The following is a 13,959-nucleotide window of genomic DNA, read 5'->3' as shown; positions in this document are numbered from 1 at the left end:
ATCTAGTCCCTCAGGGGGCGGTTCCGTAGGTCGCGATCTCGATCAGGTTGCCATCCGGATCGCGGCAATAGACGGAGGTGATCGGGCCCAGGGCGCCGTCCTTGGCGACCGGGCCCTGTTCCACCGCGACGCCGCAGCGCTGAAGGTGGGCGATCACCTGCTCGGCATCGACGGTGACGATGAAGCAGAGATCCTCGGTCCCCGGGACGCCGCCGGCGGCCCCGGTCCACCATTCCTGCTGCGTGGATTCGACCGGGCGGAGGTTGATCTTCTGGCCGCCGAACTTCAGGGCGGTGCGGCGATGGGGGCCGAATTCCTCGACCTCCATGCCGAGCACGCGCTGGTACCAGGACGCCGAGATGGTCACGTCCCGGCAGGTGACGACCAGGTGGTCGAGGCGGTCGACGGCAAAGCGCATGACAGGTCCCGATCGGATGGCGGAGGCCGCCCTGTACAGAACGGCGCCGCGCCTGTCACCCGCGGGTTCAGCGGTCCCAGCGGCCCGGGTAGTAGCCCCAGCGGCCGTCGCGCTCGACCCATTGCGGTTCGCGGTAGTGCCGGCCACGGCGTTCGCGGATCCACTGGCCCTCGACCCAGACATGCCGGCGGCCGTTCCAGCGATAGTGGCCGGGTGCCCAGACATAGCCGCGGCGCGGCGGCGGCACGGGCCGGGCATAGGGCGGGGGCGGCGGCGGGCCGAAGCTGAGCGTGACGCTCTGCGCCTCGGCGGCCGTGGGCAGGGCGAGCGCCGCTGCGGCAAGGGCGGGAATTGCGGCCAGCAGGCCCCGGCGTGTGGACATCGTGGTCTCCTTCGCGTCTGGACGGGGCCGTGCGGCCCCGCCCGTGGCTCCGAACCTCGCCGTGCCTTGCGGCGGCGGCGGGGCGGGTGTGCTGCGAAGGGTAACGTCGTGTCGCGGAACGGGTTGCCTCAGGCGGCGCTGCCGCGGCGCACGGTCACCTCGATCTCGATCTTCATCTCGGGCGACATCAGCGCGGTGTGGATCAGCGTCGAGGCCGGGCGCGCGCGCCCCAGGTAGCTCTTGATGACCGGCCAGCAGGGTTCCCAGTCCTTTGGGTCGGGCACGATGAAGAGCACGCGCACCACCTCGTCAAGCGAGGCGCCGGCCTGTTCGAGCGCCGCGGCGATGTTGCGGAACACCTGGTCACATTGCGACACCACGTCGGGGCGGATGGTCATCGTCGCGTAGTCGTAGCCGGTGGTGCCCGAGACCCAGATGTCGTCGCCGACGACGACGGCGCGCGAATAGCCGATCTGGTCCTCGAACTTCGAGCCGGAGGAGATGAGGCGGCGTGGAGGCATGGCGTCGGTCCTCAGACGGTGGTGGGGCCGCCGCAGCGTTCGGGGCGGTGGATGCGGTCCGTCGAGGCGGGGAATTTCCCGAGCTTCTCGGCCGGCCGGATCGGACGGCGCACGAGCTCGCCGCCGCAATTGGGGCAGAGCCCGCCCGGCAGCTTCGTGCGGGCGCAGTCGACGCACCAGGTGCATTCGAAGGAACAGATCAGCGCGTCGCGGCTGGCGGGGGGCAGGTCCCGGCCGCAGCATTCGCAGTTGGGGCGGAGCGCGAGCACGGGAGACCTCCGGTTCCTAGGGTGTGACGACGATGCGCGAGACCAGGCGGCGCACGATCGGCAGCACGATCAGCACCGTCGGGAAGGCAACCATCCAGGAGGAGAGCCAGGCGACCGGCCAGCGCGCCAGCATCTCGGCGCCCGGCCCGAGGGCCAGCAGTGTCGAGATGCCGGAGATGATGACCGTCATGATCCCCGAAAGGATGAAGCCGGTCACCGGCAGGGTGTAGCGCGCCGGGAGGCGGCGTTCGCCGCCTCCGCTCACTCGAGCCCCTCGTAGAAGTCGTTCCCCTTGTCGTCGACGACGATGAAGGCGGGGAAGTCCTCGACCTCGATCCGCCAGACGGCTTCCATGCCGAGCTCGGGGTATTCGAGGACCTCGACCTTCTTGATGCAGTCGCGCGCGAGGCGCGCTGCCGGGCCGCCGACCGAACCGAGGTAGAAGCCGCCGTACTTCTTGCAGGCGTTGAGCACGGCCTTGGAGCGGTTGCCCTTGGCAAGCATGACGAAGGACCCGCCGGCGGCCTGGAAGGCCTCGACGTAGCTGTCCATGCGCCCCGCGGTGGTCGGGCCGAAGGATCCGGTGGCGTAGCCCGTCGGCGTCTTGGCCGGGCCCGCGTAATAGACCGGATGGTCCTTGATGTATTGCGGCAGGCCCTGGCCGGCATCGAGCCGTTCCTGCAGCTTGGCGTGCGCGATGTCGCGCGCGACCACCATGGTTCCGGTCAGCGAGACACGCGTCTTCACCGGATACTTCGACAGCGTCGCGCGGATCTGGTCCATCGGCTGGTTGAGGTCGATCTGCACGACCTCGCCGCCGAGGATGTCCTCGGTGTGCTCGGGCAGGTAGTGCGCGGGGTCGCGCTCGAGCTGCTCGAGGAAGACGCCATCCGCGGTGATCTTCGCCTTGATCTGGCGGTCGGCGCTGCACGACACGCCGATGCCGATCGGCAGCGAGGCGCCGTGGCGCGCCAGGCGGATCACGCGGACGTCGTGGCAGAAGTACTTGCCGCCGAACTGCGCCCCGATGCCGAGGTTCTGCGTGAGCTTGTGGATCTCGGATTCGAGCTCGGTGTCGCGGATGGCGTGGCCGGCCTTGCTGCCCTTCGTCGGCAGCCCGTCGAGGTAGCGCGTCGAGGCGAGCTTGACGGTCTTGAGGTTCATCTCGGCCGAGGTGCCGCCGATCACGATGGACAGGTGATAGGGCGGGCAGGCGGAGGTGCCGAGCGTCTTGATCTTCTCCTCGAGGAAGGCGAGCAGCTTCGGTTTGTTCAGCACCGCGCGGGTCTGCTGGAACAGGAAGGTCTTGTTGGCCGATCCGCCGCCCTTGAGGATGAACATCAGGTGCATCTCGTCGGCGTGGTCCTCGCCGGGCTGCGCCAGGATGGAGAACTCGACCGGCATGTTGTTGCCGGTGTTCGTCTCCTCGAACATCGTGATCGGCGCCATCATGGAATAGCGCAGGTTGGTCTCGGTGTAGGTGCGCGCGACGCCGTAGGCGAGCGCCTCCTCCTCGTCGCCCTCGACCCAGACGCGCTGGCCCTTCTTGCCGGAGACGATGGCGTTGCCGGTGTCCTGGCACATCGGCAGCACGCCGCCCGCGGCGATGTTCGCGTTCTTCAGCAGGTCGAGTGCGACGAAGCGGTCGTTCGCGGACGCCTCGGGGTCCTTGAGGATGTTGGCGAGCTGCTGGAGGTGCCCCGGGCGCAGCAGGTGGGAGACGTCCTTGCAGGCCTGGAAGGCGAGTTCGGTCAGCGCCTCAGGCTTCACCTTCAGCACGCGCTTGCCGTCGACCTCGATCGAGGAGACGCCGCCGATGTCGAGCTTGCGGTAGGGCGTGGTGTCCTCGGCGAGCGGGAACATCGGGGCGTACTGGAAGCCGGCCGGGCGGGCGGGGGCGGCGGCGTCGAGCGGCGGGGTCATGCGCAATCTCCGGGCGCGCGAAAGGGCGCGGATGGGCGGGACTTAGCGCAGCCGGGGGCGGGGCGCCAACCTGGACCAACAGGGCGGCCCAAGGCGGAGCGTCGGGCCGCGAGCGCGCAACGCGACCGCGCCAAGACCGACCGTGGCGCCCGGCGGTCCAGCCCAAGGCGCGCGAGCCAAGCGCGCGGATGCGCGCGCCGGCGCCTGAGGTCTAGATCAAACTTCCTTCGCCGGCTTGCGGCGGAAGGCGTCGAGGCTGACGACCTGGCCCTGCGGCGGGGGCGCGGCTTCGGCCGGCGGAGCCTCCTCGGCGGCGGGTTCCTCGGCCGGGGTGGCGTCGTCGAAGGTGGGCGGCTCGACGCCGGTCACCGGGAAGCGCAGGCCGAAGCGGACATGGGGGTCGTGGAACATGGTCAGGGCGCCGAAGGGCACCGACAGCCGAGACGGAACGCCGCCGAAATAGAGCGTCACCTCGAAGCGCTGGGCCTCCCGGTCGATGCGCAGATCCTCGAACTGGTGCTGCAGGACGATGGTGATCTCGTCCGGGTAGCGCGCCTTGAGGTGGCCCGGGACGGTCGTGCCCGGATGGTCGGTGCGGAAGGTCAGGTAGAAGTGATGCTCGCCGGGCAGGCCGTTCGCGGCGACGCTTTCCAGCGCGCGGATGGCCACATCGCGCAGGGCTTCCTCGGCCCAGACGTCATAGGGCAGGAGGCTGTCGGGCGGGGCGGCATCGTCGCTCATGCGGGCCATCTAGGCCAGGAGGGGGCAGGCTGCCAAGGGAAGTGGGGGGCTTCTGTTGCCCGGTGCCCCCCGAACCGCGCTTACCTATTTAGGCAGCGAGCGCCACAGCCTCGCGGCTGTTGTCGTTGGCACTTGTGATTTGGTCCGATGACGGCGGTACCATGCCGGGCAAAAGACGGATCTTTACCGCGCGCGTCGAGCCTATTTCGCCCCCATCTGCCGCTGACAAGGCGGGGTTTATGGTGGAGGCGCCGGGTACCGCCCCCGGGTCCGCAACGCTTATTCCATACGCCGTTTATCGCCATAGTCACCGAAGTGACGGCGCTCATATAGGCGAGCGCGCGCCGGATTTCGAGGGGAATTGATCAGCGGTTCAGGCCGCGTTCGACGATCCGCGCATAGAGCGCCGCGCCGTAGGGGATCGCCTCGTCGTTGAACTGGTAGCGCGGGTGGTGGGGCATCTCGCCGGGCCCGTTGCCGACATGGATGTAGGCGCCGGGGACCTTCTCCATCATGAAGGAGAAATCCTCGGATCCCATGCCTGGGGGGTTGTCGCGGGCGACATTCGCCGCGCCGACCAGATCCGCGGCGGCCTCGGCGTAGGCGTCGGTTTCCTTGGGGTCGTTGATGGTGGGCGCGAAGATCAGCCGCCAGTCGACCTCGGCCGTGGCGCCGAAGCCGGCGGCCACGCCCGCCGCAACCCGGCGCAGGCCTTCCTCGATCTGGCCGCCGACCTCGCGGGTGAAGAAGCGCGCGGTGCCGGAGATCGTCGCGGTCTGCGGAATGACGTTGTAGGCCTCCCCGCCCACCACCTTCGTCACGCTGACGACGGCGGGGTCGCGGGGCGAAAGGGTGCGGCTGACGATCGACTGCAGCGCGGTGGTGACGTGGCAGGCGGTGAGTACCGGGTCGATGCTTGCCTCGGGGCGCGCGCCATGGGCGCCCTTGCCGCCGATCACGATGTCGAAGAAGGCGCCGCCGGCCGCCGTGGGGCCGCTGCGGATGCCGTATTCGCCCACCGGCATGCCGGGGCGGTTGTGCATGCCGTAGATGGCATCGCAGGGGAAGCGTTCGAACAGGCCGTCCTCGAGCATCGCCAGGGCGCCGCCGCAGCCTTCCTCGCCGGGCTGGAAGATGAAGTGGACGATGCCGTCGAAGTTGCGCGTCTCGGCCAGGTATTTCGCGGCGCCGAGCAGCATCGTGGTGTGCCCGTCATGGCCGCAGGCATGCATCACGCCCTTGGTCGTGCTGCGGTAAGCGACGTCGTTCAGTTCCTCGATCGGCAGGGCGTCCATGTCGGCGCGCAGGCCGATGGCGCGGTTGCCGGACCCGTTGCGCAGCACGCCGACGACGCCGGTGCGGCCGATGCCGCGATGGACCTCGATGCCCCAGGATTCGAGCTTGCGGGCGACGATCTCCGCGGTGCGATGCTCCTCCATGCCCAGTTCGGGATGGGTGTGGAAATCGCGGCGGATGGCGGTGAGCTCGGCATGGTCGCGGCGGATGACGTCGAGGGGGGACATGGGCGGTTCCGTGTTTGACGGAGGGCATGGTGCGGCGGGGGGCGGCGCCCGTCGAGGGGGCGCCGCCGCCTCGGGCTCCCCCGCCAGGGGACTGCGGTCCCCTGGACCCGCGGGGACTTAGGGGATTGGTTTCCAAGGGTCTTTCGTCACCTGGGCGGGGGAGGCTGTGACGACTCGGCTCCGGCCCCCTATTAGGCAGGACTCGACCTACAGGGGGCCGGCATGGCGCTGACCGCGGAACAGCAGCAGGAAATCGACGCCGCGCGCGCCGCCGAGGGCCGCACGCGCCGGCCCACCGTGCCGGCGCTCGAGGCGATGCTCTTCCAGGCGATCCCGGTGCTCGACCACGGCTTCGTGCGCGTCATCGACTACATGGGCGACGATGCCGCCATCGTGCAGGCGGCGCGCGTGTCCTACGGGCGCGGCACCCGCGCGGCCAACGAGGATCGCGGCCTGATCCGCTACCTCATGCGGCACCGCCATTCGACGCCGTTCGAGATGTGCGAGATCAAGTACCACGTGAAGCTGCCGATCTTCGTGGCGCGGCAGTGGATCCGCCACCGCACCGCGAACGTGAACGAGTATTCCGCGCGCTACTCGATCCTCGACCGGGAGTTCTACATCCCGGGGCCGGATCACCTGGCAGCGCAGTCGGTGGTGAACCGGCAGGGGCGCGGCGATGTCCTGGAAGGCGAGGAAGCCGCGCGCGTACTCGACCTGCTGCGCGAGGACGCGACGCGCAACTACGACCATTACCTCGAGATGCTGAACGAGGACGATGACGGGCAGAAGCGCGACCCCGGCCGGCAGGGCCTGGCGCGCGAACTGGCGCGCATGAACCTCACGCTCAACGCCTATACGCAGTGGTACTGGAAGACCGACCTGCACAATCTGCTGCACTTCCTGTCGCTGCGCGCCGACGCCCATGCGCAGTACGAGATCCGCGTCTATGCCGAAGCGATGCTCGACACCGTGAAGGCCTGGGTGCCGATGGCCTACGACGCCTTCCGGGACTACCGGCTGGGCGCCGTCACGCTGTCCGCGCAGATGATGGGCATCGTGAAGCGGATGCTGGCCGGCGAGAACGTCACGCAGGAGGGCTCGGGCTTGTCGAAGCGGGAATGGCGCGAGTTGATGGAGACCCTCGGCCGAGATGCAGCCTGAGCGCGCCGCGGCGATCCTCGACTTCCTCGCGCTCGCAGACCGGCTGAAGACGGTCGAGCGGCGCGGGCGGGTCGTGCTGCCGGACGGCGCGACGCGGCGGGAGAACAGCGCCGAGCATTGCTGGTCGCTCGCGCTGATCGGCACGCTTCTGCATGCCGAGGTGGCCGAGCCGGTCGATCTGGGCCGCGCGCTGATGATGGTCGCGATCCACGACCTGGTGGAGATCGAGGCCGGCGATACCTTCGCCTATGACCTCGCCGGCCGCGCGACGCAGGCGGCGCGCGAGGCCGCGGCGGCCGAGACGGTGTTCGGCCTGCTGCCCGGTGACCTCGGCGGGCGGCTGCGCGCGCTGTGGGAGGAATTCGAGGCCGGGGAGACGCCCGAGGCCCGCTTCGCCATGGCCTGCGACCGCATGCAGGGCTTCCTGCAGAACGTGATGACCGGCGGGATCGCCTGGAAGGAACACGGCGTCAGCCGCGCCGACACCCTGCCGCGCATGACCCCGGCGATGCAGGTCGACCCGGTCTTCGCCGCGCTGATCGGCCGGCTCTATGACCGGGCAGAGGCGGAGGCCCTGCTCGGGCCGGAGGCATGAGCGGCGCGGCCAAGGGCCGGCGTACCGCGGCGCCGGCGCGCAAGGGAAAGAAGGCGACAGGATTGTCGCCCGCGGCGCGGCGCTGGATCTTCATCGCCGGCTTCACCCTCGCGCTGCTGGTCGGGCTGCCGCTGGCGCATGCCATGGTGGGGGATATTGGCGCCATCCTGCTCGGCACCTTCGCCTTCGGCTTCGTGGTCGGGCGGATGACGATCCGGCGCTGAAACGCCCCGCGTAACCGTTGCCTGCGCAGCGGCGAATCCCAGGGCACATCCGCCCAAGGGAGCACGCCCATGACGCGCACCGACCGCATCCTCCGCTGGCTCGCCTGGCCGGCGGCGATCTGGATCGCCTACGAATTCCTCTGGTACGAGCAGTACAAGCTCACCGGGCATCCGGGCTCGGTGAATTACATCTTCCAGCCGCTCGCCGACTGGTTCGGCATTCCCGCCTACGAGAAGCCGTTCCGCCTCACGGTCGCGAGCATGGAGATCCTCGCCTCGGTTCTCGTGCTGGTGCCGCTGACGCGGGCCTGGGGCGGGCTGCTGACGATCGGGCTGATGTCCGGCGCGATCTTCTTCCACACCATCGGGCCGATCGGCATCGACCCCTACGGCGACGGTGGGCAGCTGTTCAAGGAGGCGATCTTCACCTGGTGCATGGGCGCGCTCGTCGCCTATGCGCACCGGCAGGAGATCTTCGCCGTCGCCTCGCGCTTCGGCCTGCCGGTGCCGGCCCCCCGCATCGGATAGGGCCTCCGCCCCGGCCGCGTTTCCCCCGCGGCCGGGGCGCCGTCGTCAGCGGCGGCGGACGCCCGAGACGTCACGCACCGCGCCGCGCGACGCGCTGGTCGTCAGCGCCGCATAGGCCTTCAGCGCCGCGGTCACGTTGCGCTTGCGCGGGGCGGCCGGCTGCCAGGCATCCGCACCCTTCGCTTCCATCGCCGCGCGGCGCTGGCCCAGCACCTCGTCCGACACCGCGAGGTGCAGGCGTCGGGCCGGGATGTCGATCTCGATGATGTCGCCGTCCTCGACCAGGCCGATGGTGCCGCCCTCGGCCGCTTCCGGGGAGCAATGCCCGATCGACAGGCCCGAGGAGCCGCCCGAGAAGCGGCCATCCGTCACCAGCGCGCAGGTCTTCCCGAGGCCCTTCGACTTCAGGTAGCTCGTCGGATACAGCATCTCCTGCATCCCCGGGCCGCCGCGCGGGCCTTCGTAGCGGACCAGCACGACCTCGCCGGCCTTCACGCTACCGCCGAGGATGCCCTCGACCGCCGCGTCCTGGCTTTCGAAGACGCGCGCCGGGCCGGTGAACTTGAGGATCGAGGCGTCCACGCCCGCCGTCTTCACGATGCAGCCTTCCTCGGCGATGTTGCCGAACAGCACCGCGAGGCCGCCATCCTTCGAGAAGGCGTGCTCGAAGTCGCGGATCACGCCCGTCGCGCGGTCGAGGTCGAGCGTCTCGAAGCGCGCGGACTGGCTGAAGGCGACGGTGGTCGGGATGCCGCCGGGGGCGGCGCGGTAGAAGGTCTGCACCGCCTCGGACGGGGCGCGCTTCACGTCCCATTCGGTGAGCGCCTCGGCGAGGCTCGGCGCATCCACGCGGGAGACCGAGGTGTCGATCAACCCGGCGCGGTCGAGCTCGCCCAGGATGCCCATGATGCCGCCGGCATGGTGGACGTCCTCGACATGGACGTTCTGAACCGAGGGCGCGACCTTGCAGAGCACCGGCACGCGGCGCGACAGCCGGTCGATGTCGGCCATGGTGAAGGGCACCTCGCCTTCCTGGGCGGCGGCGAGGAGGTGGAGCACCGTGTTGGTCGACCCGCCCATGGCGATGTCGAGCGTCATCGCGTTCTCGAAGGCGGTGAAGGTCGCGATCGAGCGCGGCAGGACCGAGAAATCGTCGGTCTCGTAGTGGCGGCGCGTGATCTCGACGATCCGGCGACCGGCCTCGAGAAAGAGCTGCTCGCGGTCGGCATGGGTCGCGACGACGGTGCCGTTGCCGGGGAGCGCCAGGCCCAGCGCCTCGGTGAGGCAGTTCATCGAATTGGCGGTGAACATGCCCGAGCAGGACCCGCAGGTCGGGCAGGCGGAGCGCTCGATGACCTGGACTTCCTCGTCGGTCACGGAGCTGTCGGCGGCGACGATCATGGCGTCGATCAGGTCGACCGAGCGCTTCACGCCGCGATGGACGACCTTGCCCGCTTCCATCGGCCCGCCCGAGACGAAGACGGTCGGGATGTTGAGCCGCATCGCGGCCATCAGCATACCCGGCGTGATCTTGTCGCAGTTGGAGATGCAAACGAGCGCGTCGGCGCAATGCGCGTTGACCATGTATTCGACGGCATCGGCGATGAGCTCGCGCGACGGCAGGCTGTAGAGCATGCCGTCATGGCCCATGGCGATGCCGTCATCGACCGCGATGGTGTTGAATTCCTTGGCGACGCCGCCGGCCTTCTCGATCTCCCGCGCGACCAGCTGGCCGAGGTCCTTGAGGTGGACATGGCCGGGGACGAACTGGGTGAAGGAATTGGCGATGGCGATGATCGGCTTGCCGAAGTCGCCGTCCTTCATCCCCGTCGCGCGCCAGAGGCCCCGCGCGCCGGCCATGTTGCGGCCATGGGTGGTGGTGCGGGAACGGTACTGCGGCATGCGGGGTTTCCTCGGTGGCGTCGTCTGTCGGGGCAGGGGTTTAGCGCGGTTGGGGCCCGCGCCAAAACGGTGGATCAGTCGAGGACGATGGCCGGGCCGGCCTCGGCCTTGGCCCGGGCCTTTTCGTAGACACGGGCGGCGATGCGGCGGTAGGTCGCTGCTTCCTCGGTCTCGGGCATCGCCGTCACGATCGGCGTGCCGGCGTCCGCCAGTTCGCGGATGGCGAGCTTGAGCGGCAGTTCGCCAAGGAACTCGACGCCGAGCCGCTCGGCCTCCCGCTTCGCCCCGCCATGGCCGAACAGGTCGGTGCGGTGGTTGCAGTTCGGGCAGCAGAAATAGGACATGTTCTCGATCAGCCCGAGGACCGGAACGTTCACCTTCTCGAACATCCGCACGCCGCGGCGGGCGTCGAGCAGGGCGACGTCCTGGGGTGTCGAGACGATCACCGCGCCCGCGAGCGGCACGCGCTGGGACATGGTCAGCTGGGCGTCGCCGGTCCCGGGCGGCATGTCGACGATCATGATGTCGAGGGCGCCCCAGTCCACCTGGCCCATCATCTGCTCGAGCGCGCCCATCACCATCGGGCCGCGCCAGATCATCGGCGTCTCCTCCTCGACGAGGAAGCCGATCGACATCGCCTTGAGGCCCCAGCGCGACAGCGGCGTGATGCGCTGGCCGGTGGCACGCGGCTTCTCCCGCGTGCCGAGCATCTGCGGCAGGGAGGGGCCGTAGATGTCGGCGTCCAGCAGCCCGACCTTCAGCCCCTGCGCGGCGAGAGCCACGGCGAGGTTCACCGCGGTGGTGGACTTGCCGACGCCGCCCTTGCCGGAGGCCACCGCGACGATTGCCCCGACCTCGGGCAGCAGCATCGGGCCCTGGCCCGAGGGCGCGCGGGCGGCCTGGCGCGGCGTGGCCGGCTGCGGCGCGGCGTCGCGATGCGCGGTCAGGACCACGGTCGCGTTGAGCACGCCGGGCACCGCGGCGGCGGCCTTCTGCGCGGCGATGCGGAGGGGTTCGAGCTGGGCGGCGCGTTCGCGCGGAACCTGCAACGAAAACTGCACCATGCCGTCGCGGGCGGCGAGGCCCTGCACCATGCCCGCTGCGACCACGTCCTGGCCCGTCGCCGGGTCCTTCACGGCGCGGAGAGCAGACATCACCGCTTCCGCCAAAGTCTGAGCCATTGCTTGAAAAGCCCTCGTTCCTGGACAATATCGGCGCGGCGGGCGAGGTTGCCTTACATCTTCAGGCGGCTCCCCGGCACCCGGCCGGCGTCCATATGGTCGGGCGCCGGTTCGCTTGCACCCCTCATGGCAGGCGGCGGGTGAGACGTCACCACTGCTTCTGCTGGGAGGCCCATTCTCGAATGCCCTGGAACAACAGCGGCGGCCAAAGTCCCTGGGGGAATCCACGGCCCGGCGGGCCGTGGGGCTCGCCGCCCCCGCCTGGTGGCGGCGGAGGCCCCCCCGGCAGTGGCCGTGGCCCCGACCTCGACGACATGATCCGCCAGGCGCAGGACGCGGTCCGCCGCTACCTGCCGCGGGGTGGCGGCAAGGGCATCGCGCTGCTGGGCGTGCTGGTAGTCGCCGTCTGGGCGGCCTCGGGCTTCTATCGCGTGCAGCCGGACGAACAGGGCGTGGTGATGCGCTTCGGCGCCTTCGACCGCACCGCCCCGCCCGGCCTGAACTACCACATCCCCTGGCCGGTCGAGACCGTGACGACGCCGCGAGTGACGCGCATCAACCGCGTCGACATCGGCTTCATCGGTGCCTCCGACACCCCGGTGATGGGCGGGCGGGTGCAGCCGGCGCGCGACGTGCTGGCCGAATCGCTCATGCTCACGGGCGACGAGAACATCATCGACATCGACGTCGCCGTATTCTGGCGCATCCGCGATGCCGGGGAATTCCTGTTCAACACGCGCAATCCGGAAAGCACGGTGAAGTCCGCGGCTGAATCCGTGATGCGCGAGGTGATCGGCCGAACCCCGATCCAGCCCGCGCTGACCGAGGCGCGCGCCCAGATCGAGCAGGAAGTGCGCCGCGGCACGCAGGCGATCATGGACCAGTACCGCGCGGGCATCGAGATCGTGCAGGTCCAGCTGCAGAAGGTTGATCCGCCGGCGCAGGTGATCGACGCCTTCCGCGACGTGCAGCGCGCCAACGCCGACCGCGAACGCGCCCGCAACGAGGCGGAATCCTTCCGCAACGACATCATCCCCCGCGCCCGCGGCGAAGCCGAGCGCCTGGTCCAGGAAGCCCAGGGCGTGCGCGAGAGCCAGATCGCCCGCGCCCGCGGCGAGGCGGCGCGCTTCAACAGCGTGCTCGCGGCCTACCAGGCGGCGCCGGACGTGACCACGCGGCGGCTCTACCTCGAGACCATGGAGGACATCCTGCGGCGCAACCCGATGATCATCGTCGATGATCGCCTGCAGGGCGTCGTGCCCTTCCTGCCGCTCGGCGAAGGCGCCGCCGCGCCCCGCCCGGGGCAGGCGCAACTGCCCACCGCAAGGCCGCAGGCGCTGCCCGCCCTGCCGCAGGGCCAGGGCACCGTGCAAACCCGCAATCCGGGGGCGACGCGATGAACCGCACCTTCATCCTGCTCGGGGTGCTCGCCGCGATCGTCGTCACGGCCGCCTCCTCGCTGTTCACCGTGCACCAGACGCAGCAGGTGCTGATCACGCAGTTCGGCCAGCCGATCCGCGTCATCCGCGAGCCGGGGCTGCACTACAAGCTGCCCTTCATCCAGTCGGTCATCACCTTCGACCGCCGGCTGCTCGACTTCGATGCGCCCGGCGAGGAAGTGATCCTGGGCGACCAGCGCCGCCTGATCGTGGACAGCTTCACCCGCTACCGGATCATCGACCCGCTGGTGTTCTACCAGACGGTCGGCGCGACCGAGCAGGGCATCCGCGCTCGGCTGAACTCGATCGTCTCGTCCTCGCTGCGCCGCGTGCTCGGCAACGAGCCGCTGCTGTCGGTGCTGTCGACCGACCGCCCGCGAATCATGACCGAGATCCGCCAGCAGGTGAACACCGAGGCGCGCCAGTTCGGCATCGAGGTGGTGGACGTCCGCATCCGTCGCGCCGACCTGCCGGAGGAGAACACCCAGGCGATCCTGTCGCGCATGCAGTCCGAGCGCGAGCGCGTCGCCCGGGAAGCGCGCGCGGAAGGTGCCGAGGTCGCCCAGCGCGTCCGCGCCGGCGCCGAGCGCGAGCGCACCGTGCTGCTGGCCGAGGCCCAGGCCCAGGCCGACATCCTGCGGGGCCAGGGTGAGCAGGAGGCGATCCGCATCGTCGCGGAGGCCTTCAACAAGGACATCGAATTCTTCCAGTTCTGGCGTTCGATGCAGGCCTACCGGGATGCCTTCTCGGAAGGCACGACCCGCATGGTCATGACCCCCGAGCTGGAGTTCTTCCGGTTCTTCCGGGACAGCAGCGGCCGCCCGCCGCCGGGCCCCGGTCAGGCGCCCGCGCAGGCGCCGGCGCCTGCGCCCGTGCAGTGACACTGATCAACCTCCTCCAGGGCGTGGCCGTGGTCCTCGCCCTGGAGGGCCTTCTCTATGCCGTTGCCCCCGGCGCGATGCGCCGGGCGCTGCGAAGCCTGGCCGAGGCGCCGGAACAGCGCCTGCGCGTCGGCGGGCTGGTCGCGGCCATGCTCGGCATCGGCCTGGCCTGGCTGCTGAAGGCCTGATGGTGCCCTCTGCAACGTTTCGATGCATGATGGCCGCTTCCCCTGGCAGGGGATGAGCGGCACACGACTTGCTCACCCCG

17 protein-coding genes and 1 other RNA gene are annotated in these 13,959 nt (G+C 69.9%); 7 read left to right on the top strand and 11 right to left on the bottom strand.

Annotated elements, in window-relative coordinates; genetic code table 11:
* Nucleotides 1-10: 10 nt before the first annotated feature.
* From GWK15_RS06135 to GWK15_RS06095, 9 genes are all read right to left on the bottom strand, one after another.
* Entirely contained in the window at nt 11-418 is a 408-nt protein-coding gene (locus GWK15_RS06135) for a VOC family protein (RefSeq protein WP_168040067.1), read from the bottom strand.
* A gap of 67 nt (nt 419-485) precedes the next feature.
* The gene (locus tag GWK15_RS06130) at nt 486-800 is read right to left on the bottom strand and encodes a YXWGXW repeat-containing protein (RefSeq protein WP_168040065.1); all 315 of its coding nucleotides are present in this window, start codon (nt 798-800) and stop codon (nt 486-488) included.
* Between the two features lie 128 nt (nt 801-928).
* A complete protein-coding gene (locus tag GWK15_RS06125) occupies nt 929-1,321 on the bottom strand; it encodes a RidA family protein (protein WP_168040063.1) in 393 nt (130 codons plus the stop codon).
* A gap of 11 nt (nt 1,322-1,332) precedes the next feature.
* Complete coding sequence (locus GWK15_RS06120) at nt 1,333-1,590, bottom strand: DUF1272 domain-containing protein (protein ID WP_168040061.1); 258 nt, start codon at nt 1,588-1,590, stop codon at nt 1,333-1,335.
* Nucleotides 1,591-1,606: 16 nt separating this feature from the next.
* On the bottom strand, nt 1,607-1,855 hold the full coding sequence (locus tag GWK15_RS06115; protein ID WP_338147199.1) for a DUF2798 domain-containing protein: 249 nt from the start codon (nt 1,853-1,855) through the stop codon (nt 1,607-1,609).
* Nucleotides 1,852-3,513 (bottom strand): fumarate hydratase, encoded by a 1,662-nt coding sequence (locus GWK15_RS06110; protein WP_168040059.1) that lies wholly within the window; start codon nt 3,511-3,513, stop codon nt 1,852-1,854. Before GWK15_RS06110 ends, GWK15_RS06115 begins: the two co-directional genes overlap by 4 nt.
* Before the next feature lie 216 nt (nt 3,514-3,729).
* Nucleotides 3,730-4,254, bottom strand: a complete 525-nt coding sequence (locus tag GWK15_RS06105) for an SspB family protein (RefSeq protein ID WP_408891864.1) — start codon at nt 4,252-4,254, stop codon at nt 3,730-3,732.
* Between the two features lie 40 nt (nt 4,255-4,294).
* Nucleotides 4,295-4,613: a transfer-messenger RNA gene (ssrA, locus tag GWK15_RS06100) on the bottom strand.
* A 6-nt stretch (nt 4,614-4,619) separates the two neighbouring features.
* On the bottom strand, nt 4,620-5,777 hold the full coding sequence (locus GWK15_RS06095) for a M20 aminoacylase family protein (RefSeq protein ID WP_168040055.1): 1,158 nt from the start codon (nt 5,775-5,777) through the stop codon (nt 4,620-4,622).
* 222 nt (nt 5,778-5,999) lie between these two features.
* Here GWK15_RS06095 and thyX point away from each other — a divergent pair, with 222 nt between their 5' ends.
* From thyX to GWK15_RS06075, 4 genes are all read left to right on the top strand, one after another.
* Complete coding sequence (gene thyX, locus GWK15_RS06090) at nt 6,000-6,941, top strand: FAD-dependent thymidylate synthase (protein WP_168040053.1); 942 nt, start codon at nt 6,000-6,002, stop codon at nt 6,939-6,941.
* On the top strand, nt 6,931-7,536 hold the full coding sequence (locus GWK15_RS06085; protein ID WP_168040051.1) for an HD domain-containing protein: 606 nt from the start codon (nt 6,931-6,933) through the stop codon (nt 7,534-7,536). Before thyX ends, GWK15_RS06085 begins: the two co-directional genes overlap by 11 nt.
* The gene (locus GWK15_RS06080; RefSeq protein ID WP_168040049.1) at nt 7,533-7,760 is read left to right on the top strand and encodes a hypothetical protein; all 228 of its coding nucleotides are present in this window, start codon (nt 7,533-7,535) and stop codon (nt 7,758-7,760) included. Before GWK15_RS06085 ends, GWK15_RS06080 begins: the two co-directional genes overlap by 4 nt.
* A 69-nt stretch (nt 7,761-7,829) precedes the next feature.
* The gene (locus GWK15_RS06075; protein WP_168040047.1) at nt 7,830-8,288 is read left to right on the top strand and encodes a hypothetical protein; all 459 of its coding nucleotides are present in this window, start codon (nt 7,830-7,832) and stop codon (nt 8,286-8,288) included.
* A 45-nt stretch (nt 8,289-8,333) separates the two neighbouring features.
* Here the strand turns inward: GWK15_RS06075 and ilvD are convergent, their stop codons facing one another.
* Nucleotides 8,334-10,190, bottom strand: a complete 1,857-nt coding sequence (gene ilvD / locus GWK15_RS06070; protein ID WP_168040045.1) for a dihydroxy-acid dehydratase — start codon at nt 10,188-10,190, stop codon at nt 8,334-8,336.
* Nucleotides 10,191-10,264: 74 nt separating this feature from the next.
* Entirely contained in the window at nt 10,265-11,344 is a 1,080-nt protein-coding gene (locus GWK15_RS06065; protein ID WP_456306833.1) for an Mrp/NBP35 family ATP-binding protein, read from the bottom strand.
* A 341-nt stretch (nt 11,345-11,685) separates the two neighbouring features.
* Here GWK15_RS06065 and hflK point away from each other — a divergent pair, with 341 nt between their 5' ends.
* The 3 genes from hflK to GWK15_RS06050 are packed head-to-tail and all read left to right on the top strand — an operon-like array spanning nt 11,686 to nt 13,879.
* Nucleotides 11,686-12,771 carry an FtsH protease activity modulator HflK gene (gene hflK, locus GWK15_RS06060; protein ID WP_456306832.1) on the top strand — a complete coding sequence of 362 codons (1,086 nt, stop codon included), beginning with the start codon at nt 11,686-11,688 and terminating at the stop codon, nt 12,769-12,771.
* Nucleotides 12,768-13,691 (top strand): protease modulator HflC, encoded by a 924-nt coding sequence (hflC, locus tag GWK15_RS06055; RefSeq protein WP_168040039.1) that lies wholly within the window; start codon nt 12,768-12,770, stop codon nt 13,689-13,691. The genes hflK and hflC overlap by 4 nt, the downstream gene beginning before the upstream one ends.
* Entirely contained in the window at nt 13,688-13,879 is a 192-nt protein-coding gene (locus GWK15_RS06050) for a DUF2065 family protein (RefSeq protein WP_211844052.1), read from the top strand. Before hflC ends, GWK15_RS06050 begins: the two co-directional genes overlap by 4 nt.
* The last annotated feature ends 80 nt before the right edge of the window (nt 13,880-13,959 follow it).

This window comes from Neoroseomonas oryzicola (genome assembly GCF_012163135.1).
GTDB lineage: Bacteria > Pseudomonadota > Alphaproteobacteria > Acetobacterales > Acetobacteraceae > Neoroseomonas > Neoroseomonas oryzicola.
Note: the sequence above shows the minus strand (reverse complement) of the source record. Positions and strands in the feature narration are given on the sequence as shown.

What these genes read in the sequence shown, in the direction of transcription:
- GWK15_RS06125 (WP_168040063.1), bottom strand. Translation starts at nt 1,321, where the DNA reads ATGCCTCCACGCCGCCTCATCTCCTCCGGCTCGAAGTTCGAGGACCAG.
- GWK15_RS06085 (WP_168040051.1), top strand. Translation starts at nt 6,931, where the DNA reads ATGCAGCCTGAGCGCGCCGCGGCGATCCTCGACTTCCTCGCGCTCGCA.
- GWK15_RS06065 (WP_456306833.1), bottom strand. Translation starts at nt 11,344, where the DNA reads ATGTCTGCTCTCCGCGCCGTGAAGGACCCGGCGACGGGCCAGGACGTG.
- ilvD (WP_168040045.1), bottom strand. Translation starts at nt 10,190, where the DNA reads ATGCCGCAGTACCGTTCCCGCACCACCACCCATGGCCGCAACATGGCC.
- hflC (WP_168040039.1), top strand. Translation starts at nt 12,768, where the DNA reads ATGAACCGCACCTTCATCCTGCTCGGGGTGCTCGCCGCGATCGTCGTC.
- GWK15_RS06105 (WP_408891864.1), bottom strand. Translation starts at nt 4,254, where the DNA reads ATGAGCGACGATGCCGCCCCGCCCGACAGCCTCCTGCCCTATGACGTC.
- GWK15_RS06135 (WP_168040067.1), bottom strand. Translation starts at nt 418, where the DNA reads ATGCGCTTTGCCGTCGACCGCCTCGACCACCTGGTCGTCACCTGCCGG.
- GWK15_RS06075 (WP_168040047.1), top strand. Translation starts at nt 7,830, where the DNA reads ATGACGCGCACCGACCGCATCCTCCGCTGGCTCGCCTGGCCGGCGGCG.
- GWK15_RS06095 (WP_168040055.1), bottom strand. Translation starts at nt 5,777, where the DNA reads ATGTCCCCCCTCGACGTCATCCGCCGCGACCATGCCGAGCTCACCGCC.
- GWK15_RS06080 (WP_168040049.1), top strand. Translation starts at nt 7,533, where the DNA reads ATGAGCGGCGCGGCCAAGGGCCGGCGTACCGCGGCGCCGGCGCGCAAG.
- thyX (WP_168040053.1), top strand. Translation starts at nt 6,000, where the DNA reads ATGGCGCTGACCGCGGAACAGCAGCAGGAAATCGACGCCGCGCGCGCC.
- GWK15_RS06130 (WP_168040065.1), bottom strand. Translation starts at nt 800, where the DNA reads ATGTCCACACGCCGGGGCCTGCTGGCCGCAATTCCCGCCCTTGCCGCA.
- hflK (WP_456306832.1), top strand. Translation starts at nt 11,686, where the DNA reads ATGATCCGCCAGGCGCAGGACGCGGTCCGCCGCTACCTGCCGCGGGGT.
- GWK15_RS06110 (WP_168040059.1), bottom strand. Translation starts at nt 3,513, where the DNA reads ATGACCCCGCCGCTCGACGCCGCCGCCCCCGCCCGCCCGGCCGGCTTC.